Here is a 23443-nt window from a genome sequence, read left to right on the forward strand (position 1 = left end):
GCTTTAATAAGTTTTTAGCTGTTTTAAGATTTGATTAACCGGTTCGCAATGTCATCGACTGGCGGCCTCCGGCGTTTTCTCAACGACGCCTGGGCATCAACGTCGGCACACCGCAGGCCAGCAGTTCGCCGCGCCCCTGGTGCGAATGAAAGCTGCTGCCGTCCCACACCACCTCGCCGCGGCTCAGCGTCACGCCCGGCCAGGCTTTGAGCGGCATGCCTTCATACGGCGTGTAGTCGACCTCATGGTGCAGCTGCTCGTTCTTCAGCACGAAGTCGCGTTCGTCCCAGATCACGATGTCTGCATCGGAACCCACCGCGATCGTTCCCTTGCGCGGATGCAGACCGTAGGCCTTGGCCGGGCCCGTGGCCGTGAGCTCGACAAAACGGTTGGCCGTCATCCGGCCCGAGAGCACGCCTTCGGACCACAGCAGCGGCATGCGCGTCTCGATGCCCGGAATGCCGTTGGGAATGTGGCGGAACGCGACCTCTTCGCCACCGGGCTTCTTGCCTTCCGGTGCGTCGTACTTGAACGGCGCATGGTCAGACGAGAACACGGTGAAGAGCCCGTCGTTGAGTCCGTCCCAGATCACCTGCTGGTTGGCCTTGTCACGCGGTGGCGGGCTGCACACGCACTTCGCGCCCTTGTAGCTGTCGTCGATGCCCAGGTCTTCAGCGGTGAGGAACAGGTACTGCGGGCAGGTCTCGGCGAACACGTTCAGGCCATGCGCACGCGCCCAGCGGATCTGCTCGACGGCTTCGCGGCCCGACACGTGCACGATCAGGATCGGCACATCGACCAGTTCGGCCAGCGCAATGGCGCGGTGCGTCGCCTCGCGCTCCACCAGCATCGGCCGCGCATGCGCGTGAAAGCGCGGCGCGGTGCGGCCTGCGGCCTCGAGCCGCTTGGTCAGCCACTCGATGCAGTCGGAGTTCTCGGCATGCAGCATCGCCATTGCGCCGTGTTCGCGCGCCACCGCCAGCACGTCGAGGATCTGGCCGTCGTCGAGCTTCATGTCGTCGTAGGTCATGTAGATCTTGAAAGACGTGAAGCCTTCCTTGATCAGCGCCGGCAGCTCTTCCTTCAGCACCGTGGGCGTCGGGTCGCTCACGATCAGGTGGAAGGCGTAGTCGACGTGGGCCTTGCCGGCGGCGCGGCCACGATAGTCCTCGACCGCAGCGCGCAGCGACTGGCCCTTCTGCTGCGCGGCGAACGGAATCACGGTCGTCGTGCCTCCGCAAGCCGCCGAACGCGTGCCGGTGTCGAAGTCGTCGGCGTTGCGCGTGGGCGGCGGCATCGGCTGGTCGAGATGGCAGTGGGCATCCACGCCACCGGGCGTTACCGTGCGGCCGGCCGCATCGATCTCGCGCGCGGCGGTGCCGAGCTTCGCCCCGAGCTGCACGATGCGCCCTTCGCTGATGCCGATATCGCAATCGAAGGTGTCTGAAGCGGTGACGACGCGCGCATTGCGCACGACAAGGTCGAAGTCGGAGGTTGAAGTGGACATGGTTCAGATGAATCCGGTTCAGGCCGCGCCACGCGCAGCCGCATAGCCCCTGCCGTAGTGGCGCTCCAGCCGCACCTGCACGCGATCCCAGAGCGTGGTCAGCACCAGGTAGAAGCAGGCCGCGACGCAATAGAGTTCGAGCACTTCGAATTTTTCCTGCATGAGCACCTGGGCGCGGCGCATCAGCTCTTCCATCGAGATCACCGACGCCAGCGAGGTTGCCTTGAGCAGCCCGTTTACCGAGTTTCCCAGTGGCGGAATGATCACCCGCAAAACCTGCGGCAGGGTCACCAGCCGCAAGGTCGCGAAGCGCGAAAGGCTCAACGCCTTGGCCGCTTCGATTTGCCCCTTCGCGATGGCGGAGAAGCCGCCGCGAATGGTCTCCGACAGGTACGCCGCTTCGTTCAGGCTCAGCGCCAGCACCGCGGAAGTCAGCACGTCGAAGCGAAGGCCCAGCTGCGGCAGCCCGGTGTAGATGATGACGATCTGCACCAGCAGCGGCGTGCCGCGAAACACCCAGATGTAGAAACGCGCCGGCGCCGACAACAATCGATGCGAAGACATGCTGCCCAGCGCCAGTGGCAGCGCCAGGGCCAGGCCGATCACGATGGTCGCGATGGTCAGTCCGATCGTGATGCCCACGCCCCCGAGGAGGAACGGGTTGACGAAGTAGGACAGGAAGGCATCGAAATTGAACACGGCCGGACCCTCTTCAACCTGCTTACTTCGGCGACGGGCCGGGGCCGCGGATCGCGAACTTCGTGGTGTCCTTCAGGCGCGTCATGCGGAACTTGTCGAACAGCTTGTCGTAGGTGCCGTCGGCCTTCAGGTCGGTCAGGGCCTGCGCCACGGCTTCGGCAACCGCGCGGTCGCGGAACGACAGCGTGATGTCGGTGCCGTAGAGGCCGCTCGCGCGGATCTTGACGATGCCGCGCTCCTCGAAGGCAATGGCCGTCTCGTCGATGTTGATGCCCGCTTCCAGCTGGCCGGCGCGCAGCGCGGCGGTGGTTTCGGAGGCCGTTGCAAAGGTGCGGAAGTCGATAGGCGCCATGCCCTTGGCGACCATGGCCGCATTCGATTCGCGCGACTTGCGCTCGGCATACGTACCGGTCTCGATACCGACGACGTGCCCCGAGAGGTCTTCGAACTTGGTCAGCGCGAGCTTGCTGTTCGGCACGGTGTAGATGCTCATCGACTGCTGGCCGTACGGCACCTGGAACATGAGCTTGGAGCGCTCCTCGGTCCAGAACAGGCCGGTGTTGATCACGTCGAAGCGGCCGGCCTGCAGCGCGGGCACCATCGGCGGCATGTCCATGCGCATGAAGACGGGCTCGAGGCACAGTTGCTTTGCGACAGCGCGGCCGAGCTCGATGTTGAGCCCCTGCAACTCGCCCTTGCTGTCGACGAACTGCTGCGGCGGCAGCGTCGGATTGGTGGACATCTGGAGCTTGCCGGGTGCGGTCAGGTGTTCGGCGGAGACTTTGGGTGTGCAGGTCTGGGCAAGGACCGAGCCGCTCAGCACGAGGCCGACGATGAAACCCAGGGATAGTTTGATCATGTGCATGAGATGCTTTCGTTGAAGACAGGGAAGGAAAGAAAGAGAAGAACTCGGGCAATCGAAGTCAGGCCGCCTGGGTCGCTTGTCGACATGCAACCAGCGCCACGTGCACGGCTTCGATCACGGGCTCCGCGCGCTGGTTGACGAGCTGCAGGCTCTCGGTCACCACGCCGCGGCCACCGCGCGACGAAAGACGTTTGTCGGTGAAGCGGAACACCACGTGCACCGCATCGCCTGCAACAACAGGTCGCAAGAACCGGACCTGATCCCAACCGAGCGAAGCGATGGAACTGTTCTCGTAAATCTTCAATGCGGTCTTCAGCCCCTCCATCAGCGAGAGACCGAACAGCCCGTGCGCAATGACGCCCGGAAAGCCGCGCGACTGCGCGTAGTCCGCATCGGTATGCAATGGATGGTGGTCGTGCGTGAGATCGCAGAAGCGGCCGATGTCATCGGCACTCACGACGTGGCTTTCGCTGCGCAGTTCTGCGCCGATCACCACGTCTTCGAAATACACGTCACTCATGCCCGCTCTCCTTGCGCCGTGTTGCCAGCGTGGCGTGGTGCCTTCGCAATGAACTCGTCGTGCACGCCCATGGGGCCGTTGCGGAAGATGCGTGCGTCCATGGTGCGCAACTGCTCGCTGACGCGCACCTCGAAGCCGATCTTCTCGAGCACGTCTTCCTTCAGTCGCACGCCTGGCGCAATCTCGGTGAGCACGAGCCCGTCGGCTTCGAGTTCGAACACGGCGCGGTCGGTCACGAAGCTCACTTGCTGGCCTCGCTCTCGCGCGAGCCGCCCCGAGAAGCTGATCTGATCGACCGCCGGCACGAACTTCTTGAATGCACCGTCGCGGCGGATCTTGAGTTCGCCGTCGGCCACGCCGATGTCGAAGTCGCCCCCAGTGAGCGAACCGTTGAACACCAGCCGCTGCGTGTTCTGCGTGATGTTGATGAAGCCGCCCGCGCCGTCGTAGCGCTTGCCGAAACGCGTGACGTTGACGTTGCCTTGCGGGTCGACCTGCGCGAACGAGAGAAACGCGCAGCTCAGGCCGCCACCGTCGTAGAAGTCGAACTGGTACGACTGGTCGAGGATCGCGCGCGGGTTGACCGAAGTGCCGAACTCGCGCGCATGACCGGGCACGCCGCCGACCACGCCCGACTCGACCGTGAGCGTGATGAGGTCGGCAATGCCCTCTTCCGAGGCCACGTTGGGAATCATCGCGGAGATGCCCACGCCGAGGTTCACCACGTCGCGCGGGCGCAGCTCGAAGGCCGCGCGCCTTGCCACCACGCGGCGCACGTCGAGCGGGTCTGGCGCGATGCTCGAGGCCGGCACCACGATCTCGCCGCAGCGCGCCGGGTCGTAGCGCGTGGTGTAGGTCTGCATCTGCTCGGGCTCGACCACGAAGTGATCGATCAGGAAGCCCGGGATCTTCACCATGTGCGGATGCAGCGTGCCGCGCTTGACGATGCGCTTGACCTGGCAGATGACAATGCCGCCAGCGTTGTGCACGGCCTGCGCCATCGAGAGGTCTTCGCGCGCGGTGGCTTCGTGCTCCATGCTCACGTAGCCGTCTTCGTCGGCCGAGGTGCCGCGGATGAGCGCCACGTTCGGCACCCCGGGCGCACGGTAGAACAGCCAGTCGCGGTCGGCCACGTGCACCAGCTCGACCAGCGCCTCGGTGGTGCGCGCGTTCATGCGGCCGCCGTCCTGGCGCGGGTCCATGTAGGTTTCGAGGCCCACGTGCGTGAGCACGCCGGGCTGGCGGCCCGCCATCGCGCGGCACAGGTGCGTCATCACGCCCTGGGGGAAGTTGTAGGCCTCCACGTCCTGCGCGAGGATCATCTTCATGAACGGCAGCTGCATGCCGAAGTTGCCGCCGATCACGCGGCGCACCAGGCCCGGGTGCGCGAAGTGGCACATCCCTTTCTCGGTGAGCGCGCCCACGCCGGTAACGTGGAACAGCGTGAGGTCGTGCGGGCCGTCGCCGGCCGTGAAGCGCCGCTCGATGGCTTCGAACACGGCTTCGGGCACGCCCGAGCCACCGTTGCCGCCGGCCAGCACCATGTCGCCATCGCGCAGCAGCGCGGCGGCGGCGTCGGGGGTGATGCAGTCGATCATGGCTGCGTCCTCAAGCCAGTTCTTTCACGACCTGGCGCGAGATGATCAGGCGCTGGATCTGGTTGGTGCCTTCGTAGATCTGCGCCAGGCGCACGTCGCGGAAGATGCGCTCGATGCGGTAGTCGCGCGAGTAGCCGTTGCCACCGTGGATCTGCAGCGCGTTCGACACGTGGCGCATCGCTATGTCGGTAGTGAAGAGCTTGGCCTGCGCGCCTTCCTTGGCGATGGAGTGGCCGGCGTCCTGCAGCCGCGCGCCGTGGTGGATTAGCAGGCGCGCCGCGGCGATGTCGGTCGCCATGTCGGCCACCATGAACTGGATGGCCTGGAAGTTCATGATCGGCTCGCCGAACTGCTTGCGCGTGGTGGCGTAGGCCACGGCGTCTTCCATCGCGGCCTGCGCCATGCCGAGCGCCATGGACGACATCAGCAGGCGGCTGAAGTTGAAGTTGCCCATGGCCGTCTTGAAGGCCTGGTTCTCGGCGCCGATCAGCGCAGTCCTGGGCACGTGCACGTCCTGCAGCACGATCTGGCAGTCTTCCAGGCCGTGCATGCCGAGCAGTTCCTCGTTCTTGCCGCGGCTCACACCGGCCTGGTGCGCATCGACCATGAAGCAGCTGATCGACTTGTGGCCGGCCTCCTTGCCGGTGCGCGCGAACACCATGATGCGATCGGCCACGCCGCCGAGCGTGACCCAGGCCTTGGTGCCGTTGAGCACCCAGCCGTCGTCCACGGCGCGCGCGGTGGTGGTGATGCTGGCCACGTCGGAGCCGAAGTCGGGCTCCGACATCGCGGTGGCCATGACGACGGAGCCGTCGAGGATGCCGGGGATCAGCGCCTTCTGGCTCTCGTTGCCGTGGTGGTGCAGGAACAGCGCCGCCTCGACGGGAATCGCGAACGCATTGCCGATGGCGCCCGAGCAGCGCGCCAGCTCTTCCATCACGAGGCAGGTGCTGACGGTGTCGAAGCCCGAGCCGCCGGCCGCCTCGGGCAGGCTCACGCCGAACAGCCCGAGTTCGGCCATGCCGCGGTACAGCACGCGGTCGAACTTGTCTTCGCGGTCGATGGCCGCGGCGCGCGGCAGCACTTCGCCCTCGGCGAAACGGCGCGCGGTGTCGCGCAGCGAGATCTGGTCTTCGGTGAGGAAATGGGTCATGGTCTTCAGGCGGTGTGATCGGATTGCTGCTCTGCTTCGTCGCTGGCCAGGTGGCCGTCGTGTGCGACTTCGTCCTGTTCGCGGTCGAGGAAATAGACGGCCACGTTGTGGCTGCCGGTGGCGAAGCAGGTAGCCAGCGCGGGCGTGATGGCGGCGGCCAGCGCGCGGCGCTGGGCGGGCGTGCGGCGGTAGGCGTGCACCTTGACGAACACGCGCGTGCCCTCTCCCCCGCCGTCGTGGCCCAACTGGCCCTCGTGGGCATAGTCGTGGGGCGCGATGGACATGAAGTACAGGGTCACGGTCGAGGGCTCGACGCCGAACGACGTGACGACGCCGTCGGTCAGCGCGCGGCTGGCGGTGCGCTTGCGGGTTTCGGGGGCGCTGGGCGCCAGGATTTCGAGATAGGGCATGTCGGGGAGAGGTTGTTTCAGTGCGCTTCGACGGCGCGGCAGGAGGCGCGCTGTATCAGCCGCGAGCCGACGCGGTATTCGCGGCCGCTGTTGGCCACGCCGGAGAGGCGCTGCACCAGCCGGTCGACCGCGAGGTTGGCCATCTCAAAGGCGCCGCTGTCCACCACGCTGATGGCGGGGCGCTGCCACTCGAACCACGGCGAGTCTTCGTAGAACAGCAGCGAAAGGTCGTCGGGAATCAGCAGCCTGCGCTCCGACACCACGCGCAGCACGCCGAGCGACGACTCGTGGTTGGCCACGAACAGGGCCGAGGGCGGCGTGGGCATCGACAGCAGCGCGTTGGCGGCCACCACGCCTGTTTCGGGCGCATAGCGGCCGGCCTGGATCAGCGCCGGATCGATGGGCAGGCCCGCTTCCTGCATGGCCCGCTTGTAGCCCGCGAGGCGCTCCTTGCCGGAGGTGGTGTCGCTCATGCCCACGATCAGGCCGATGCGGCGGTGGCCGAGGTCGAGCAGGTGCTTGGTGCCGGCATAGGCGCCGTCGAGGTCGCCCGCGAGCACCGATTCGAGCGTGGCGCCCTCGACGCGGCGCACCGCGCAGATCACCGGGATGTCGGCGTGCTCCATGGCCAGCAGCTGGGCGCCGTTGGCACCGTTGGGCACGGCGATCAGGCCGTCGACGCTGTGGTCGACCAGGGTCTTGAAGATGTCGCGTTCCTGCTCGGGGTCGTCGGCGCTGATGCTCAGGATGACCTGGTAGCCGAGCGCCTGCATGCGCGTCTGCACCACCGAGGCGAGCACCTGGAACGAGGCGTTCTCCAGGTTGTGCACGGTGAGGCCGATGAGCCGCGAGCGCTTGGTTTTCAGCGCCCGGGCGAAGGTGTTGGTGCGGTAGCCGAGGGCGGCGGCGACCTGGATCACGTGCCGCTGCGTCGCGTGGTTGGTCAGGCTGGAGCCGGCCAGCGCACGGGAGGCCGTGGCAATGGAAACGTCGGCGGCACGGGCCACGTCGCGCAGCGTTACCGCCATGGCTTGGCCTTACGAGAGCAGTTTCTTGTAAACGTTTGCATATTTTTATCGTAGATTTTCATAAGGCCTGTAGTCAAGAAGAAAACTGCAAGCCATGCAGGCTGGTCGGGATTATTGCAATCGTTTCCAATTTTCTTGCATACTGCCGGCTTCAGCGACCCAACCCAGGATGGCCATGCACATTTCCGGAGTCGGCGGCATCTGGCCCGCCACGCTCACCCCCTTCACCCCGGACGGCCGCGTCGACGACGACGCGCTGGCCGCCCATGTGCGCGACGTGGCCGGCACGCCCGGCGTGCGCGCGGTGGTGGTCAACGGGCATGCGGGCGAGGCGACTTCGCTTGATCGCGCGGAGCGCGCCCAGGTGGTGAGCGTTGCGGCGGCCGCGGCCGGCGGCGTGCCCGTGGTGGCCGGCGTGGTGGCCGACGACACCCGCTACGCCTGCGCGCTGGCGCAGGATGCGACGCAGGCCGGAGCCTCGGCCCTGTTGCTGTTTCCGCCCGCGGTGTTCGCGCAGGGCGCGGGCGCGCGGCCCGACATGGCCCGTCGCTTCGTGAGCGAGGTGGCCGGTGCGAGCAGCCTGCCCATCGTGCTGTTCCAGCTGTCGCGCGCCTCGGGCCTCGCGTTCTCCACCGAGACGTTGGCGCAGCTTTGCCTGGACGTGCCTGCCATCGTGGCGGTGAAGGAAGGCAGCGACGTTCCCGAGCTCTACGAAGACAACCTCCGGGCCCTGCGCGCGCTGCCTCGCCCGGTCACGCTGCTGAGCAGCAGCAACAGCTGGCTGTTCGCTTCCCTGACCTATGGCGCCGACGGCATCCTGTCGGGCCTGGGCAGCGTGGCAGCCCCGCTGCTGGTGGCGCTGCACGAAGCCGTCGCACGCGGCGACCTGGCTGCCGCACGTGCGGTCAACGATCGGCTGGTGCCGCTGTGCCGGGCCTTCTATCGCGCGCCCTACCTCGACGCCCACAACCGCATGAAGACTGCGCTGCATCTTCTCGGCCGGCTGCCCCATCCGGACCCACGCCCGCCGCTGCTGCCCGTGCCGGCCGACGACACGGCGCGCATCCGCGCAGCACTGGTGGCCTCGGGCCTGCTGCCTTCCTCCACCCATTGACCTACTGAACAACCTGTCCCATGGCTGATTTCCGCGGCACCTACACCATCATGGTCACGCCCTTCGACGCCGACGGCGCGGTCGACGTGCCCACGCTCGAGCGCTATGTCGACTGGCAGATCGAATCCGGCATCCACGGCCTGATCCCGCTCGGCTCGACGGGTGAATTCATGTCGATGTCCGACGACGAGATCGAGCTCGTCGCCAAGACAGTGATCAACCGCGCCGCCGGCCGCGTGCCGGTGCTGATCGGCACCACCGCCGAAGACACGCGCGCCGCCGTGCGCCTGAGCCGCCGCGCCGAGGCGCAGGGCGCCGACGGCGTGATGGTGCTGCCGCCCTTCTACTGCACCCCCACCGACGACGAACTGTTCCTGCACTACAAGACCATCTCCGACGCCATCGGCATTCCGATCATGGTCTACAACAACCCGGCCGTTGCCAACGTCGACCTGAAGCCGCCGCTGGTGGCGCGGCTCTCGCAGATCGACAACTGCCGCTACATCAAGGAATCGACGCTGGAAGTGACCCGCGTGCGCGACATCATGCGGCTGTCGGACGGCCGCATGGCGGTGTTCGGCGGCATCATGGGCTTCGAGTCGTATGTCGAGGGCGCAGTGGGCTGGGCCGCAGTGCCGTCCAACGGCGCTCCGGGCGAAATGGCGCGCCTGTACGACCTCGTCATGGCCGGCCAGCTGGCCGAGGCGCGCGAGCTGGCGTTCAAGCACTTTCCGATGATCGACTTCGTCGCCGGCCAGTCGTACGTGGCGGGCACCAAGGCCCTGCTCGCGGCCATGGGCCTGCCGGTCGGCGCGCCGCGCCCGCCGCGTCTGCCTATGGGCGCCGAGGGCATCGCCGCGGCCAAGCGCCTGGTCGACGAACTCGGCCTGAAGATCCGAACCACCACCGCCTGAGGTATTCCCATGAGCGCCTTGCAACCGGACACGCCCGCGTCGACCACAGACAACCGGGCCGAACTCGTCATCCGCATGGTCGGCGTGCAGAAGTGGTACGGCGACTTCCAGGTGCTGCGCGACATCGACCTCGAAGTGCAGCGCGGCGAACGCATCGTGATCTGCGGGCCTTCGGGCTCGGGCAAGTCGACGCTGCTGCGCTGCATCAACCGGCTCGAAGAGCATCAGCAGGGGCAGATCGTGGTGAACCGCGCCGAGCTCACCGCTGACATGCGTCGCATCGACGCGGTGCGGCGCGACGTCGGCATGGTGTTCCAGCACTTCAACCTGTTCCCGCATCTCACCATCCTCGAGAACTGCACGCTCGCGCCGGTGTGGAGCAAGAAGTACACGCCGAAAGAGGCGAAGGAAGTGGCCATGTCGTACCTGGAACGCGTGCGCATTCCGGAGCAGGCCAACAAATATCCGTCGCAGCTTTCAGGCGGCCAGCAGCAGCGCGTGGCCATTGCGCGTGCTCTGTGCATGGGCCCCAAGGTCATGCTGTTCGACGAACCGACCTCGGCGCTCGACCCCGAAATGGTCAAGGAGGTGCTGGACACCATGGTCTCGCTCGCCGACGACGGCATGACCATGCTGTCGGTCACGCACGAGATGAACTTCGCGCGCCAGGTTGCCAACCGCGTGATCTTCATGGACCAGGGCACCATCGTCGAACAGGCAGAGCCGAAGGAGTTCTTCAGCAACCCGAAACACGAGCGCACCCGGCTCTTCCTGAGCCAGCTGCTGCACTGATCAACCCTTACTTACTTTTCTTCAATCACTCATGGCAAGAATTGGCATCGAAGCGGCGGGCTTGCGCTTCATCGCGGAAACGAATCCCGAAGCACCCAAGACCGTGGAGGCGTTCACCAGGCTGCTGCCCTACAGGCAGAAGATCATCCACGTGCGCTGGAGCGGCGAGGGCTGCTGGATTCCGCTGGGCGACTTCGAACTGGGCGTCGGCTTCGAGAACCACACCAGCCATCCTTCGGTCGGCGACATCCTGTTCTACCCCGGTGGCTACAGCGAGACCGAAATCATCCTGGCCTACGGCAGCTGCAGCTTCGCCAGCAAGATGGGGCCGCTTGCGGGCAACCACTTCCTGACGATCGTGGAGGGCAGGGAGCAGCTGCGCGCGCTCGGCAGGAAGGTGCTGTGGGAAGGCGCGCAGGACATCGCGTTCGAGCTGCTTTGACTTGAGCAGCCGCAGCGGTCGTCAGATGTGCGCGTCTTCGACCGCATCCCCGTCTTCCGGCACGAACACCATGCCGGTCTTGGCGTTGTAGTCCATCAGGCCCGCGTAGCGACCCCAGGCGATCATCGTCTCGAAGATCTTCTCCGGGTTGTCGTACGGCAAGGCGCTGCCGATGTCCTTGATGACGCGCTCGGCCTCGACTTCTTCGTATTCCTTGAGCAGCGCGATGATGATGTGGAACAGCCGCAGCTTGAAGACCTGCTCCTCGAAGATCGCGCGCTTTCCGAGCCGGTCGGCAGCAACGAACTTCCGGCCGAGCTCCGTGAAGCGCACCTCCTGCCGCGGCGTATCGATCAACTCGAGGATCTCGGCCGCCTTGAGAATGGCGATCGTCTCGCCGAACTCCTTGCCGATCTCGTCGGAAATGTCGTAGATGTTGGACAGGTCCGGCGAGTCGCTGAGGATGCTCATCAGCCCGAGGATCTGCCCCACCGGCACCAGCGGGATCGATTCCATCCGGGTGCGCGCACGTGAGATGGGCTCCCCCTTCACGGGCGTCTCCGGCGGCAGGTCGGGCAGCGTCATCGTGGTGATGCACTCGTGGATCACGCTGACCAGCCGCTGGAACTCGGGGTCCTTGCTGTCGCGCGGATAGGGCAGCTTGTTCTCCAGCACGAGGCCGATGCGTCCCGGGCGCGGAAACACGACCACGATGCGCGTGGCCATTTCCACCGCCTCTTCGATGTTGTGCGTGACCATGAAGACCGAGCTGAGGTCGCCGCCCGGGTCGCGCCACAGGCTGATCAGCTCCTGCCGCAGGTTCTCTGCGGTCAATACATCCAGCGCACTGAAGGCCTCGTCGAGGCACAGCAGCTTGGGCTGCGAAACCAGCGCACGCGCAATGCCCACCCGCTGCCTCATGCCGCCCGACAGCTCGCGCGGAAAGGCCGAGTGGTAGTTGCCCAGGCCGATGAGCTCGATCGCCCTGTCGACGGCTGCGTCGCGCTCGGCGCGGCCGATCTTTCTGGCCATCAGGCCCACCGCCACGTTCTGCTCGACGGTGAGCCACGGGTAGAGCGCGAAAGTCTGGAAGACCACCGAGGCATCGGGATTCACGCCGTTGAGCGGCTTGCCGTTGGCCAGCGCCCGGCCCGAGGTCGGCACGATCAGGCCCGTGAGGCAACGCAGGATCGTCGACTTGCCCGAGCCGGACTGTCCCAGCAGCGCAAGGAACTCGCCTTCGCTGACGGCCAGGTCGATGTTGTCGAGCACCTTGAGTTCATGGTTTCCTGCAGTCATGAACGTCTTGGTGACGGCACGGAGCTCGGCCACCGGCACGGGCGACTCCTGCAATGAGGGCGTGGGAGTGTTCATGTTCAGTCCAATCTGAATCGGCGCTCGGCAAAGGCATACAGCCGGCGCCAGATGAGCTTGTTCATCAGCACGACGAAGATCGACATCACGCCGATGCTCGCGATGATCAATGGCGTATCGCCCGTCTTGGTGACGTTGGCGATGTACGCGCCAAGGCCATCCGCCTGCAGGCTCGTGCCGCCCCATGTGGCGAGCTCGGCCACGATGCTGGCGTTCCATGCGCCGCCGGCGGCCGTGCAGGCGCCCGTCACCCAGAACGGAAAGATCGCCGGCAGGATCAGGGTGCGCCACAGGCTCCAGCGGCGCAGGCCGTAGACGCGCCCGGCTTCCTTCAGGTCGTTCGGAATCGCCATGGCGCCGGCGATCACGTTGAACAGGATGTACCACTGCGTGCCCATGGCAATGAGCAGGATGCTGCCCCAGTTGAGGCTGATGTGGCTGGCCACGAAGAAGCCGACGACGATCGGGAACGTCATGTTCACGGGAAACGACGCACCGATCTGCGCCAGCGGCTGGGCGAATCGCGCAACGCGCGGCTGGAACCCGATCCACACGCCGACCGGCGTCCAGATCAGCGTGGCCAGGACTGTCATGGCGGCGACGCGCAGGGCCGTAAGAAAGCCAAGCCAGACGATGTGGCCAAAGTCGGCCAAGGACAGCGCACCGTGCAGCGCGGCTGTAGCCGCCGCCACGGCCCGGAGAAGCTCGATACCGATCCAGATGGAAAGCACGATGCCCACCACCCGCCAGAGCAGCTTCTTCCATGACGCCTTGAGCCTCACCGGCATTCGCGCCATCGGAGCCCGCGCCTGGAACACCTTGTCCAGTAGCGGGCGCCAGAGGCGCTCGCTGATCCAGGTGAACAGGTAGGCGCCGCGCAGCAGGTTGTAGACCCACGAGGTCGCCGGGGTCGTCGACCCCGTCAGCTCGATCTTGAACTTGTCCGCCCACGCCAGCAGAGGGCGCCAGACCAGCTGGTCGCTGGCCAGGATCAACACGATCATGGCCACCACCGCCCACAGCGCAGCCGTTTTGTCGCCGTTCGAGATCGCCTGCACCATGTACGAGCCCAGGCCCGGCAGCTTGATGTCCTTGTTCATCACGCTGATGGCTTCGCTCTGCGCAACGAAGAACCAGCCGCCGCCGAAGGACATCATCGAATTCCAGATCAGGCTGTGCGCCGATGCCGGCAGCTCGACCGTCCTGAAGCGCTGCCAGCGGGTCAGGCCGTAGGTCGACGCGGCCTCCTGCATGTCGGTGGGAACGGTGACCATCGAGTGATAGAAACCGAAGGCCATGTTCCACACCTGCCCGGTGAAGATGGCGAAGATCGCCGCGCACTCGACGCCGAGCAGGCTGCCGGGAAACAGCGCCATGAACCCCGTCACCGTTGCCGACAGGAAACCCAGCACCGGCACCGACTGCAGCACGTCGAGCGCCGGCAGGATGAAGGCGCGCGCGGTCCGGTTCTTTGCCGCAAGGTAGCCCACGGAAATGGCGAAGAACAGCGAGAAGCCGAAGGCGATCCACATGCGCATCAGCGTGCGGCCGGCGTAGTACGGAATCAGGTTCGGCGAGTTGTCGACCTGCGGCACCGCGGCCGGATCGAAATGCACCAGCATGCCCTTGCCGAAGTGCAATGCGCTCCAGAACAAACCCAGCAAGGCCAGCATGACCAGGGCATCGACCCAGCCGAATGCACGGCGTTCTTCAGTGACGGTGAGCTGCGGGGCGGTGCTTTTCATGCAGGGCGGTAACTCTTGTCAATGAAAGGGTTGCCGGCCATTCTCGTGCCTGGACGATCAAACGGGAATCGGATCATGAGCGGGAAGCCTATCGCGCAGCGCGCAAAAAGGGCGCAAATTCCTGGACGCGACTCCCTGATCAGCGCGCGGCCGGCGCGCGCGTCGACTTGCGCACCACCAGCTCCGGCCTCAGCACCACTGTCGACGCCGACATTGCCGCCCCATCGATCTCCGCGAACAGCATCTCGGCCGAGCGCCAGCCGAGTTCGCGGTGCGGCAGGCGGATGGTGGTGAGCGGCGGATCGACCATGTCCACCAGCGGCATGTCGTTGTGGCCGGTGACCGAGATGTCCTGCGGCACGCGCAGTCCCGCCTCGCGCAGCGCGTCGTAGGCGCCCAGCGCGACGAGGTCGTTGCAGCACACCACCGCCTGAGGCGCGGCACCGGCTGCGAGCATCTGCTTCATTGCGACCGCACCCGCCTCGCGGCTGTAGCTCGCGCACTCCACCACGCGGAACGGCTTCATGCGGTGGTCGCGCAAGGCCTGCTCCACGCCCAGCGAGCGGCCCACGCCGGTGGGAATGTTCTGCGGCCCCGCGAGATGCGCGATGCGCTTGTGGCCCAGGCCGACGAGGTGGTCGACCGCGAGCTTCATCGCGAGCCGGTCGTCGCTGACCACGGCCGGCAGGCGGCCGGTTTCGTCGGCGCGGTTGACCAGCACCGTGGTCAGGCCGGCCTTGACGACGAAGTCGACCAGCGGGTCGTCGCGCGTGGCGGTGGCCAGGATCACGCCGTCGACGCGTTGCGCCAGCATGCGTTCGAGCACCGGCCGCGCGAGCGTGGGGTCGACCACATTGGTGACGAAGACGAAGTAGCCACGAGCCGCCGCGCTGGCTTCGATGCCCTGGAGGATCGGCGGGAACACCGCGTTCGTGATGTCAGGCACCAGCACGCCGATGGTGTGGGTGCGCCCGGTGCGCAGCGCGGAGGCCGCGCGGTTGGGCCGGTAGCCCAGGCGCTGCGCCGCTTCTTCCACCACGCGCAGCACCTCGTCGCTGATCAACGAACGCTTCTCAGGGCTGAGCGCGCGCGAGACGGTCGACACATGCACGCCGGCGGCACGGGCGACATCGCGGATGGTCACGGGGGAGGAAGTCGGGCTGGTGCTCATGATTTGTGCAAACGATTGTCGTGCGTGTCAGGTGCTTGGGGCGGCTTTTCCTATTCATGACCTGCGGAATGTGGTCATTTTACTTTTCGACGATCTGGCGTAATATCGTGCAAACGATTGCATGAATCACGCAGATTGCACGAGACCCACCATGAACATCGCCACCTCCCCCGACTCGGTGCTGGGCTTCGCGCTCGACGCCATGAAGCGAACGCCCGACCCACGGCTGCGCACCGTGATGGATGCGCTCACCCGCCACCTGCATGCCTTCGTCCAGGAGGTGAAGCTGACCGAGGAAGAATTCGAGCAGGCGCTCGAATTCATCGTCGCCATCGGCCAGGCCACCGGCGAAACCAAGAACGAAGTGGTGCTGGCGGCAGACATCCTTGGTGTGTCCACCGTGGTGGCGCTGCAGAACAACCAGGACCCGCACGGCGAATCGCCGGCCGCACTGCTCGGCCCGTTCTGGCGCGCGAACTCGCCGGCCTGCGCACCGGGCGACAACATCGCGCGCTCAGGCACGCCGGGCATTCCGCTCGCGGTGACAGGCACGGTGCGCGACGCAAAGGGCCAGCCTGTGGCCGATGCCACGGTCGACGTGTGGCAGGCCTCGCCCGTCGGTCTCTACGAGAACCAGGACCCCGAGCAGGAAGACATGAACCTGCGCGGCCGCTTCAGCACTGATGCCGAGGGGCGCTTTCACTTCCGCAGCGTGCGGCCGGCCGGCTACCCGGTGCCTACCGATGGACCCTGCGGTGTGCTGCTGCGCGCGCAACAGCGCCATCCGAACCGGCCCGCTCACCTGCACTTCATGGTGAGCAAGCCGGGCCACAAGGTGCTGATCACGCAGGTGTTCGCCGATGACGACGAGAACCTGGAGAGCGACCCGACCTTCGGTGTCACGCGCCGGCTGATCGGCCGCTTCGCGCTCGCGCCCGACGGCAAGACCGCCACGCTGCAGTACGACTTCCAGCTCGAGCCGGGCGAGATGAAGTTCCCACGGCCGCCGATTCCTTGATTCCTCAACTCCTCTTCATCCCATGAGCTTCGATCCTGTTTCCAGACTCGACGGCAAGGTCGCCGTCATCACCGGTGGCCTCGGCGCCATCGGCTACGCGACGGCCACTCGCCTCGCAGCGCTCGGCGCTACCTGCGTGCTGCTGCACCGCAAGGGCGATGATGCGACTGCGCGTGCTGCCGCCCTGCCCTCTGCGCAAGGACAGCGCCACGGCGCGATCCGCGCCGACATCGTCGACACGCCAAGCCTGCAGGCCGCGGCCGCAGAGGTGAAAGCCACGCATGGCCGCTGCGACATCCTGGTCAACAGTGCGGGCCATACGCAGCCCGTGCCGGCTGGCGACCTCGACGCGCTGACCGACGAGCTCATCGACGACATCGTGCGCACCAACTTCCGCGGCGTGTTCGCTACCATCCGCGCCTTTGCACCGATGCTGAAGGCCAACGGCGATGGGCTCGTGGTCAACATCTCGTCCATCGCGGGCTTCACCGGCGTGGGCAGCAACCTCGCGTATGTCGCGGCGAAGGCCGGGCTGGACGTGGTCGGCGACGCGCTGGCCAAGGCACTGGCACCGGCGGTGCGCGTCGTTTCGGTGTCGCCGGGCGCGGTGGAGTCGGGCTTCGTGCCCGGCCGCGGCGCGGAGTTCGCCAGCAAGATGGCGAGCACCACGCCGCTCGGGCGCATCGGCAAGCCCGACGACGTGGCGGCCACCGTAGAAGCGCTCGCGACGACGATGCGCTTCGTCACCGGTACGCGCATCGTGGTCGACGGAGGGCGTCACCTGTGAACCCGAAGACCCTCATCACATGCGCCGTCACGGGCAACCTCGTGAAGCCGGAGCAGACGCCGCACCTGCCGATCACGCCGGTGCAGATTGCCGACGAATGCCTGGCCGCGGCCGAGGCCGGCGCGGCGCAGGTGCACATCCATGTGCGCCACCCCGAAACCGGCAAACCCTCGATGGAAATCGAGCTCTACCGCGAGGTGGTCGACCGCATCCGCCGCGGGAACCGCGAGCTGATCATCAACCTCACGACCGGCCCCGGCGGGCGCTTCATTCCAAGCGAGGACGATCCGAAGATCGCCGCGCCCGGCACCACGCTGCTGCCGCCGGAGAAACGCGTGGAGCACATCGCGCTGATCAAGCCAGACGTGTGCTCGCTCGACCTCAACACCATGAACTCCGGCCCCGACGTGGTGATGAACACGCCGAAGAACGTACGACGCATGGCGAAGGTGATCCGCGAGGCCGGCGTGAAGCCCGAGCTGGAGATCTTCGATTCGGGCGACATCAACCTTGCACTCGACCTCATCGCCGACGGCACGCTCGACGGCCCCGCCATGTGGACCTTCGTGCTCGGAGTGAAGTACGGCTTTGCGCCCACGCCCGAGACGCTGCTCTATGCCCGCAACATGCTGCCGCGCGGCGCCTTCTGGAGCGCGTTCGGCATCGGCCGCATGGAGTTTCCGATCGTCGCGCAGGCCTGGTTGCTGGGCGGCCATGTGCGCGTGGGCATGGAGGACAACATCTACCTGGAGAAGGGCGTGCTGGCCGAGAGCAATGCGCAGCTGGTGGCGAAGGCGCGCGACATCCTGCTGAGCCTGGGCGGCGAGATCGCCAACCCGCGCGAGGCGCGCACCATGCTGGGCTTGCCGGAAGCGAGAGGCTGAACGATGAGCGTCGCAGCCATGCACACCACCCACGCATCCCGCGCATTGTGGGTGAGCGAGAAGGCCGCCAACCTCGACACGCTGCGGCTCGAGGCCGCGCCGCAGCCGGAACCCACGCCGCCACCCGGCCACGCCGTGGTGCGCATCGCCGCCGCCGCGGTGAACCCGAGCGACGTGAAAGCGACGCTGGGCATCATGCCGCAGGCTGTCTGGCCACGCACCCCTGGCCGCGACTTCGCGGGCACCGTGGTGAGCGGCCCTGCCGAGTGGATCGGCCGCGAGGTCTACGGCTCGGGCGGCGACGTGGGCATCACGCGCGACGGCTCGCATGCGCGCTACCTGGTGCTGCCCGAAGCGGCGCTGCGCGCGAAGCCCCGGGGCATTTCGATGGACGAGGCCGGTGCGGTGGGCGTGCCCTTCGTCACCGCCTACGAAGGCTTTCGCCGCAGCGGCATGCCGCAGGCGGGGCAGACTGTGCTGGTGCTCGGCGCCAACGGAAAGGTCGGGCAGGCTGCGGTGCAACTCGCTTCGCAGGCTGGCGCGCGGGTGATCGCAGTGCAGCGGCACGCCGGGCCCTTCGAGGGATTCGCGAACGGGCCGGTCGACGTGATCGACGCGCGCCAGCATGCCGACGTGGGCGCGCAAGTGCGCGAACTCACCGACGGGCGCGGCGCGCACATCGTCTACAACACCGTGGGCAGCGCCTACTTCGAGGCCGCCAACAAGGCGATGGCCAAGGGCGCGACGCAGATCTTCATTGCCACGCACGACCGCGCGGTGCCCTTCGACATCTTCGCGTTCTACCGCGGCATGCACACCTTCGTGGGCATCGACTCGCTGGCGATGAACTGCGTGGCCTCCACCGCGCAGCTCGACGCGATGCGCGAGGGCTTCGAGCGCGGCACGCTGAAGCCCTTTCCCGTGGCGCGCCACTTCACGCTCGACGAAGCCATCGATGCCTACCGGCTGGTGCTGTCGGGCAGCACCGACCGCGTTGTGCTGCGCCCCTGAAACCGCAAGGAACACCCGCCATGCACGTGACCCGTTTCAACGAAGCGCCGCACTACGAGGCGCCCAACCACTTCGACATGCGCTGCCTGCGCCTGCAGGGCAAGGAAGCCGGGCCCTCCACGCAGATGTGGATGGGCATGAGCCAGATCCTGCCCGGCGGCCACACCGGGCTCGACGGCTCGCCGATGGAAAAGCTCTACCTCGTGCTCGAAGGCCAGCTCCATGTGGTCGGTGAGACCGACGGCGTGCACCAGGAAGACGTGCTCGAGCAGTACGACAGCTGCCGCTTCGCGCCCGGCGAGAAACGCCAGCTGGAGAACAGGACCAACCGGCCGGTGCTGGTGGCGCTGGTGATGCCGAACGCGCCACCGGCTTAGCGCCCCCCCTTCGGTCAGTCATTGCTCATCGAACAAATCAACGGAGACACGACGCATGAAGAAGAAGACTTTCCCCTGGAGCCGCCGACAGGCACTCACCGCGGCCGCGGCGCTCGCGGCCTGCACGCTGGGCAGCAGCGGCGCGCTCGCGCAGGGCGCATGGCCGGGCACGCAGCCGATCAAGCTGGTGGTGCCGTTCACGGCAGGCAGCGGCACCGACATCGTCGCGCGCCTCGTGGCCGAGAAGCTCGGACCAGCGCTGGGCACGAGCGTGATCGTCGACAACAAGCCAGGCGCGGGCGGAACCCTGGGCGCGGCCATCACGGCCAAGTCACCGGCCGACGGGTACACGCTACTGGTGCATTCAGCGGGGCACCTCGTGAATCCATGGATCTACAAGGGCCTGTCGTACGACACGATCAAGGACTTCACCGGCATCACGCCGATGGCGAGCCTGCCCAACGTGCTGGTGACCGCGCCCGCGCATTTCACGAACGTGCAGGACCTGGTCGCGAAGGTCAAGGCAAAGCCGGGCAGCTTCAACTACGGATCGGCTGGCAACGGCTCGGCCACGCACATGAACGCGGAGGTGTTCCGCCTCGCGGCCGGGCTCGATGCGCAGCACGTGCCCTTCCGCGGCACGCCCGAGGCGATGACCGAAGTGATGTCGGGCCGCGTCGACTGGTTCTTCGCGCCGATGGTGTCGGCGCTGCCGCTCATCAAGAGCGGCAAGCTGCAGGCGCTGGCCGTGGGAACCGCCCAACGCTCGCCCGCCTTGCCCGATGCCCCAACCACCGTGGAAGCCGGCGTGCCAGGTTCGGCGTATTTGTTCTGGGTCGGCCTCTTCGCCCCGGCAAAGACGCCGCAGCCCGTGGTGGAGCGGCTTCAGGCCGAGGTCGCGAAGATCATGGTGTCGCCCGAGCTGAAAGAGCGGCTGGAGAAGCTTGGCGCCGAGCCGTTCACGATGCCATCGGCACAGTTCAACAAGTTCATCGTCGACGAAACCGCCAAGGCGCAACAGGTGGTCAAGGCTGCGAGCATCAAGGTGGACTGACACAGAAATGCCATTGATGAGCCCGATCGATCCCGCGATACTCCCGCGCGGGAGGCGGCCGTGGCCAGCGCACTCTCGAAGTCGACATCCAATCGGCCGCTACCGGAACGTGGAGGGGACTCATGCAGAACGCCGTGGCTTTCGCCAACAACGAGGTGATCATGGTCGCGTGGAGCTACGGCAAGAAGCCGGATGGCTGCATGGGATTCGCGGTCTACCGCATCGACCAGCACGGCCGTGAGACGCCCCTGCCAGGCCAGGCGAGGTTCAAGGGCATCACACCCAAGAAATGGACCACCGAGGAACTTCCGATCCAGAAGTTCTACTGGAAAGATCCTTACGCGCGTCTCGAAGCCGAGAAGAACAAGAACAGGATCTTCCGCTACAAGATCGTGCCGCTGGAGGGCGCCCCGGGAAAGCTCCAGCCCATGGCGAAGCTGCCGATCCTGCTGACCAACGAGGTGGAGATCACCCCGGTGATCGACGACAAGCTGAGCGTCTACTTCAACCGCGGATTGATCTCCACGCAGCGCGTCGCGCGCGCGCTCGGCTCCAAGGACATGAAGGACTCGCTGATCGAGAAGGTCTCGGACCCCGGCGACAAGAGCAAGCTCCGCGAGAGCCTCTCGGGCGACATGATCGAGGCCATCCAGGAGTTTCTTGCGCGCGCCGACGGCAAGGGCAAGATCTACGCGGCGCTCTACGAACTCAAGGACCCGCAGCTGATCGGCTGGCTCGCAGGGCTGGGCGAACGCCTCCACATCGTCCTGGGCGACTCCAAGGAAGACGAGGAAGTGCTGGGCGAAGACGGCAAACCGGTGAAGGTGACCAACCCCAAGACCGGCAAGACCAAGATCAAGACCGTGAAGGTCGATGGCAACGAGCAAGCGCGCGAAACCCTGACCGGCACCGCTGCGGAGATTCACAACCGCATCATGCCCAACGGCCATATCGCCCATAACAAGTTCCTGGTCTACGTCGACTCCAAGGGCAAGCCGAAGGCGGTGTTCACCGGCTCCACCAACTGGACGGCCACCGGCCTGTGCACCCAGACCAACAATTCCATCGTCATCGACAACGATGCGCTCGCCAAGCGCTATCTGGCGTACTGGAAAGAGCTCGCCAAGGACACCGACGAGGCCGCGGACGATCCGAAAGCCTTGCAGGGCGCCGCGCTTCGCAAGTGGACGTCGAAGGGCTCGGCGCTGACACTGGACGATGGAGCGGCGGTTCACAGCTGGTTTTCGCCTAACACGCCGAAGGCGCGTGGAAAGAACCCGGCAACCGAGAAGCGCCCGCCGGACATGGAGGACCTTGCCCAGCTGATCGCGGGCGCCAGCCACTCCGTGCTCTTTCTCGCCTTCTATCCGGGTAGCCCGAGCATCGCGAACTGGACAGCCCAGGCCGCGAGCAGGAACAAGAAGCTGTTCGTGCGCGGATGCGTGACGAACAAGTCGGCCTCGGAAGGCTTCTATTACGAGCTCAAGGGCATGACTCCGCCCGCCAGGAAGAAGGGCGAGAAGAAACCGCCCGTGCTCCAGGACCCGCGTGTTTTCGGAGCCGAGGCGTTCGACTTCAAGGTGCCCGATGGCTGGAAGAAGGAAATCCTCAATGCCGGCTTCGCGATCATTCACGACAAGGTCGTGGTGATCGACCCCTTCGACGACGACTGCGTCGTTGCCACCGGCAGCCACAACCTGGGGCACAAGGCATCGTTCGACAACGACGAGAACCTGCTGATTGTGCGTGGCAACAAGAAGCTCGCGATGGCCTATGCGACCCGCATCCTGGACGTCTACGACCACTTCTCCTCCCGCTTCTGGTTCAAGCAGCTTGGCGGCCAGAAGGACGCGCTGGAACTCAAAAGCACGCCGGAGGAATGGCTGGGCAAGTACTACGACAAGAAGGGTCGGCTCAAGAACCCGCAGCTCAAGTTCTGGATGGACGCGGCGGTGCAGTAGCAGCAAGCGTCTGCTCGCGGCGCACCTCGGTGATCGTGCGGCCGTGCTGGCCCCAGTTGTCGGTGTCGTATTCGTCGATCACGACAAAGGTCGAGGCAGGATCCTTGTTCAGGACGCGCACCATCATCTCGGTGGCCTCGGCGATCAGCTGCTTCTTCTGGTCGAGCGTGGTGCCTTCGCGGGTGATTTCGATGCGGATGTAGGGCATGGCGTTCTCCGGGGTTCGTTGTCGATGCTTTGCTCACCACTTGCCGGTGCCCATGCCGCCGTCCACGGGCAGCACGATGCCGGTCGTGAAGCTGGCGTCGCTCAGGTAGAGAACCGCGTCGACGATTTCCTGCACCGTGCCGATGCGGCCTGCCGGCTGCAGCGTGTTGAGGAAGCCGTGCATTTCCTTCGTGTACATCGGCGTGTCGACGATGCCCGGCGCCACCGCCGTCACCTGGATGTTGTGCGGCGCCAGTTCCAGCGCCAGCGCCTTCGTCGCCTGGTTGATGCCGCCCTTGATCAGCAGCGGCAGCACGGCCGGCACGGCCTGGTTGGGCTGCGAGGCAAGGCTTGCCGTGATGCTGATGATGTGGCCCGCCTTGCGCTCGACCATGTGGCGGACTGCCGCCTGCGACGGATAGACGAAACCCTTCAGGTTGGTGCTCACCAGGGCTTCCAGCTCGTCCGGCGTGTACTGGATGAACTGCTTGGCGTTGAAGAATCCGGCGTTGTTGACGAGCACGTCCACGTGCCCGAAGCGCTCGATGGCACGCCGCACCAGCAGATCGCCGACGACGGGGTCGGCGACGTCGCCGGCAACGCCCAGGAAGTTGTCGGGCGAACCGAGCGACACGGATGCCTGTTGCAGGCGTTCGGCGCTGCGGGCGTTGCCGACGACGTTGTCGCCGCGCTGCAGGTACGCGCCGGCCAGGGCCAGGCCGATGCCGCTCGAGGCGCCGGTGATCACGATCGTCTTGGGTTGGGTCTTCATGATGGTTTCCTTTCGGGTGGTCAAAGCGGAGGCAGTTGGT

24 protein-coding genes are annotated in these 23443 nt (G+C 66.1%); 11 read left to right on the plus strand and 13 right to left on the minus strand.

Features of this window, described 5'->3' with window-relative positions; all coding sequences use genetic code 11:
- Positions 1-79: 79 nt before the first annotated feature.
- The 8 genes from hydA to ACZYSP_RS11950 form a co-directional block, all read right to left on the minus strand.
- Positions 80-1507, minus strand: coding sequence for a dihydropyrimidinase (gene hydA / locus ACZYSP_RS11915; RefSeq protein ID WP_489014273.1), 1428 nt, complete (start codon positions 1505-1507; stop codon positions 80-82).
- Positions 1508-1525: 18 nt separating this feature from the next.
- Complete coding sequence (locus tag ACZYSP_RS11920) at positions 1526-2206, minus strand: amino acid ABC transporter permease (RefSeq protein WP_093048470.1); 681 nt, start codon at positions 2204-2206, stop codon at positions 1526-1528.
- Positions 2207-2228: 22 nt separating this feature from the next.
- Positions 2229-3065: an ABC transporter substrate-binding protein gene (locus ACZYSP_RS11925; RefSeq protein WP_218137487.1), complete on the minus strand. Its 837-nt coding sequence runs from the start codon at positions 3063-3065 to the stop codon at positions 2229-2231.
- A gap of 64 nt (positions 3066-3129) precedes the next feature.
- Positions 3130-3591 carry a MaoC family dehydratase gene (locus ACZYSP_RS11930; RefSeq protein WP_093075913.1) on the minus strand — a complete coding sequence of 154 codons (462 nt, stop codon included), beginning with the start codon at positions 3589-3591 and terminating at the stop codon, positions 3130-3132.
- Positions 3588-5189: an acyl CoA:acetate/3-ketoacid CoA transferase gene (locus tag ACZYSP_RS11935; RefSeq protein ID WP_489014276.1), complete on the minus strand. Its 1602-nt coding sequence runs from the start codon at positions 5187-5189 to the stop codon at positions 3588-3590. Before ACZYSP_RS11935 ends, ACZYSP_RS11930 begins: the two co-directional genes overlap by 4 nt.
- Positions 5190-5199: 10 nt before the next feature.
- On the minus strand, positions 5200-6342 hold the full coding sequence (locus ACZYSP_RS11940) for an acyl-CoA dehydrogenase family protein (RefSeq protein ID WP_489014278.1): 1143 nt from the start codon (positions 6340-6342) through the stop codon (positions 5200-5202).
- Between the two features lie 5 nt (positions 6343-6347).
- A complete protein-coding gene (locus tag ACZYSP_RS11945) occupies positions 6348-6752 on the minus strand; it encodes a tautomerase family protein (RefSeq protein WP_489014280.1) in 405 nt (134 codons plus the stop codon).
- Between the two features lie 17 nt (positions 6753-6769).
- A complete protein-coding gene (locus ACZYSP_RS11950) occupies positions 6770-7780 on the minus strand; it encodes a LacI family DNA-binding transcriptional regulator (protein WP_489014282.1) in 1011 nt (336 codons plus the stop codon).
- 175 nt (positions 7781-7955) lie between these two features.
- On the opposite strand from ACZYSP_RS11950, the gene ACZYSP_RS11955 reads away from it, so the two are divergent.
- The 4 genes from ACZYSP_RS11955 to ACZYSP_RS11970 are packed head-to-tail and all read left to right on the plus strand — an operon-like array spanning position 7956 to position 11042.
- Positions 7956-8894: a dihydrodipicolinate synthase family protein gene (locus ACZYSP_RS11955; RefSeq protein ID WP_489014284.1), complete on the plus strand. Its 939-nt coding sequence runs from the start codon at positions 7956-7958 to the stop codon at positions 8892-8894.
- A 20-nt stretch (positions 8895-8914) separates the two neighbouring features.
- The gene (locus ACZYSP_RS11960; protein WP_489014286.1) at positions 8915-9808 is read left to right on the plus strand and encodes a dihydrodipicolinate synthase family protein; all 894 of its coding nucleotides are present in this window, start codon (positions 8915-8917) and stop codon (positions 9806-9808) included.
- 9 nt (positions 9809-9817) lie between these two features.
- Positions 9818-10600: an amino acid ABC transporter ATP-binding protein gene (locus tag ACZYSP_RS11965; RefSeq protein WP_093075922.1), complete on the plus strand. Its 783-nt coding sequence runs from the start codon at positions 9818-9820 to the stop codon at positions 10598-10600.
- Between the two features lie 31 nt (positions 10601-10631).
- Positions 10632-11042: a DUF3830 family protein gene (locus ACZYSP_RS11970; protein ID WP_489014289.1), complete on the plus strand. Its 411-nt coding sequence runs from the start codon at positions 10632-10634 to the stop codon at positions 11040-11042.
- A gap of 21 nt (positions 11043-11063) precedes the next feature.
- On the opposite strand, the gene ACZYSP_RS11975 is transcribed toward ACZYSP_RS11970, so the two are convergent.
- The 3 genes from ACZYSP_RS11975 to ACZYSP_RS11985 all read right to left on the minus strand — a co-directional run bounded on the left by ACZYSP_RS11975 (position 11064) and on the right by ACZYSP_RS11985 (position 15332).
- Positions 11064-12416 (minus strand): ABC transporter ATP-binding protein, encoded by a 1353-nt coding sequence (locus tag ACZYSP_RS11975; RefSeq protein WP_489014291.1) that lies wholly within the window; start codon positions 12414-12416, stop codon positions 11064-11066.
- A gap of 2 nt (positions 12417-12418) precedes the next feature.
- Positions 12419-14161 (minus strand): ABC transporter permease, encoded by a 1743-nt coding sequence (locus ACZYSP_RS11980; RefSeq protein WP_489014293.1) that lies wholly within the window; start codon positions 14159-14161, stop codon positions 12419-12421.
- Positions 14162-14300: 139 nt separating this feature from the next.
- Complete coding sequence (locus ACZYSP_RS11985; RefSeq protein WP_489014295.1) at positions 14301-15332, minus strand: LacI family DNA-binding transcriptional regulator; 1032 nt, start codon at positions 15330-15332, stop codon at positions 14301-14303.
- Between the two features lie 151 nt (positions 15333-15483).
- Here ACZYSP_RS11985 and ACZYSP_RS11990 point away from each other — a divergent pair, with 151 nt between their 5' ends.
- The 7 genes from ACZYSP_RS11990 to ACZYSP_RS12020 all read left to right on the plus strand — a co-directional run bounded on the left by ACZYSP_RS11990 (position 15484) and on the right by ACZYSP_RS12020 (position 22424).
- A complete protein-coding gene (locus ACZYSP_RS11990; RefSeq protein WP_489014297.1) occupies positions 15484-16350 on the plus strand; it encodes a dioxygenase family protein in 867 nt (288 codons plus the stop codon).
- Between the two features lie 22 nt (positions 16351-16372).
- Entirely contained in the window at positions 16373-17137 is a 765-nt protein-coding gene (locus ACZYSP_RS11995) for an SDR family NAD(P)-dependent oxidoreductase (protein ID WP_489014298.1), read from the plus strand.
- Complete coding sequence (locus ACZYSP_RS12000) at positions 17134-18021, plus strand: beta-keto acid cleavage family enzyme (RefSeq protein ID WP_489014299.1); 888 nt, start codon at positions 17134-17136, stop codon at positions 18019-18021. The genes ACZYSP_RS11995 and ACZYSP_RS12000 overlap by 4 nt, the downstream gene beginning before the upstream one ends.
- 3 nt (positions 18022-18024) lie before the next feature.
- Complete coding sequence (locus tag ACZYSP_RS12005; RefSeq protein WP_489014301.1) at positions 18025-19032, plus strand: quinone oxidoreductase family protein; 1008 nt, start codon at positions 18025-18027, stop codon at positions 19030-19032.
- Positions 19033-19052: 20 nt separating this feature from the next.
- Entirely contained in the window at positions 19053-19409 is a 357-nt protein-coding gene (locus ACZYSP_RS12010; protein WP_354337453.1) for a cupin domain-containing protein, read from the plus strand.
- A 55-nt stretch (positions 19410-19464) separates the two neighbouring features.
- Positions 19465-20463, plus strand: coding sequence for a Bug family tripartite tricarboxylate transporter substrate binding protein (locus tag ACZYSP_RS12015; protein ID WP_489014304.1), 999 nt, complete (start codon positions 19465-19467; stop codon positions 20461-20463).
- Positions 20464-20585: 122 nt separating this feature from the next.
- Positions 20586-22424, plus strand: coding sequence for a phospholipase D-like domain-containing protein (locus tag ACZYSP_RS12020; RefSeq protein ID WP_489014306.1), 1839 nt, complete (start codon positions 20586-20588; stop codon positions 22422-22424).
- On the opposite strand, the gene ACZYSP_RS12025 is transcribed toward ACZYSP_RS12020, so the two are convergent.
- Both ACZYSP_RS12025 and ACZYSP_RS12030 read right to left on the minus strand, forming a co-directional pair.
- The gene (locus ACZYSP_RS12025) at positions 22393-22632 is read right to left on the minus strand and encodes a tautomerase family protein (RefSeq protein WP_093048411.1); all 240 of its coding nucleotides are present in this window, start codon (positions 22630-22632) and stop codon (positions 22393-22395) included. The genes ACZYSP_RS12020 and ACZYSP_RS12025 overlap by 32 nt on opposite strands.
- Before the next feature lie 33 nt (positions 22633-22665).
- The gene (locus ACZYSP_RS12030; protein ID WP_093048408.1) at positions 22666-23403 is read right to left on the minus strand and encodes an SDR family NAD(P)-dependent oxidoreductase; all 738 of its coding nucleotides are present in this window, start codon (positions 23401-23403) and stop codon (positions 22666-22668) included.
- Between the last annotated feature and the right edge of the window lie 40 nt (positions 23404-23443).

The sequence above is a fragment of the Variovorax sp. F042 genome, assembly GCF_057814215.1.

What these genes read in the sequence shown, in the direction of transcription:
- ACZYSP_RS11925 (WP_218137487.1), bottom strand. Translation starts at nt 3,065, where the DNA reads ATGATCAAACTATCCCTGGGTTTCATCGTCGGCCTCGTGCTGAGCGGC.
- ACZYSP_RS11935 (WP_489014276.1), bottom strand. Translation starts at nt 5,189, where the DNA reads ATGATCGACTGCATCACCCCCGACGCCGCCGCCGCGCTGCTGCGCGAT.
- ACZYSP_RS12015 (WP_489014304.1), top strand. Translation starts at nt 19,465, where the DNA reads ATGAAGAAGAAGACTTTCCCCTGGAGCCGCCGACAGGCACTCACCGCG.
- ACZYSP_RS12025 (WP_093048411.1), bottom strand. Translation starts at nt 22,632, where the DNA reads ATGCCCTACATCCGCATCGAAATCACCCGCGAAGGCACCACGCTCGAC.
- ACZYSP_RS11975 (WP_489014291.1), bottom strand. Translation starts at nt 12,416, where the DNA reads ATGAACACTCCCACGCCCTCATTGCAGGAGTCGCCCGTGCCGGTGGCC.
- ACZYSP_RS11955 (WP_489014284.1), top strand. Translation starts at nt 7,956, where the DNA reads ATGCACATTTCCGGAGTCGGCGGCATCTGGCCCGCCACGCTCACCCCC.
- ACZYSP_RS11950 (WP_489014282.1), bottom strand. Translation starts at nt 7,780, where the DNA reads ATGGCGGTAACGCTGCGCGACGTGGCCCGTGCCGCCGACGTTTCCATT.
- ACZYSP_RS12020 (WP_489014306.1), top strand. Translation starts at nt 20,586, where the DNA reads ATGCAGAACGCCGTGGCTTTCGCCAACAACGAGGTGATCATGGTCGCG.
- ACZYSP_RS12030 (WP_093048408.1), bottom strand. Translation starts at nt 23,403, where the DNA reads ATGAAGACCCAACCCAAGACGATCGTGATCACCGGCGCCTCGAGCGGC.
- ACZYSP_RS11930 (WP_093075913.1), bottom strand. Translation starts at nt 3,591, where the DNA reads ATGAGTGACGTGTATTTCGAAGACGTGGTGATCGGCGCAGAACTGCGC.
- ACZYSP_RS11990 (WP_489014297.1), top strand. Translation starts at nt 15,484, where the DNA reads ATGAACATCGCCACCTCCCCCGACTCGGTGCTGGGCTTCGCGCTCGAC.
- ACZYSP_RS11945 (WP_489014280.1), bottom strand. Translation starts at nt 6,752, where the DNA reads ATGCCCTATCTCGAAATCCTGGCGCCCAGCGCCCCCGAAACCCGCAAG.
- ACZYSP_RS11970 (WP_489014289.1), top strand. Translation starts at nt 10,632, where the DNA reads ATGGCAAGAATTGGCATCGAAGCGGCGGGCTTGCGCTTCATCGCGGAA.
- ACZYSP_RS11965 (WP_093075922.1), top strand. Translation starts at nt 9,818, where the DNA reads ATGAGCGCCTTGCAACCGGACACGCCCGCGTCGACCACAGACAACCGG.
- ACZYSP_RS11980 (WP_489014293.1), bottom strand. Translation starts at nt 14,161, where the DNA reads ATGAAAAGCACCGCCCCGCAGCTCACCGTCACTGAAGAACGCCGTGCA.
- ACZYSP_RS12010 (WP_354337453.1), top strand. Translation starts at nt 19,053, where the DNA reads ATGCACGTGACCCGTTTCAACGAAGCGCCGCACTACGAGGCGCCCAAC.
- ACZYSP_RS12005 (WP_489014301.1), top strand. Translation starts at nt 18,025, where the DNA reads ATGAGCGTCGCAGCCATGCACACCACCCACGCATCCCGCGCATTGTGG.
- hydA (WP_489014273.1), bottom strand. Translation starts at nt 1,507, where the DNA reads ATGTCCACTTCAACCTCCGACTTCGACCTTGTCGTGCGCAATGCGCGC.
- ACZYSP_RS11985 (WP_489014295.1), bottom strand. Translation starts at nt 15,332, where the DNA reads ATGAGCACCAGCCCGACTTCCTCCCCCGTGACCATCCGCGATGTCGCC.
- ACZYSP_RS11940 (WP_489014278.1), bottom strand. Translation starts at nt 6,342, where the DNA reads ATGACCCATTTCCTCACCGAAGACCAGATCTCGCTGCGCGACACCGCG.
- ACZYSP_RS11995 (WP_489014298.1), top strand. Translation starts at nt 16,373, where the DNA reads ATGAGCTTCGATCCTGTTTCCAGACTCGACGGCAAGGTCGCCGTCATC.
- ACZYSP_RS11960 (WP_489014286.1), top strand. Translation starts at nt 8,915, where the DNA reads ATGGCTGATTTCCGCGGCACCTACACCATCATGGTCACGCCCTTCGAC.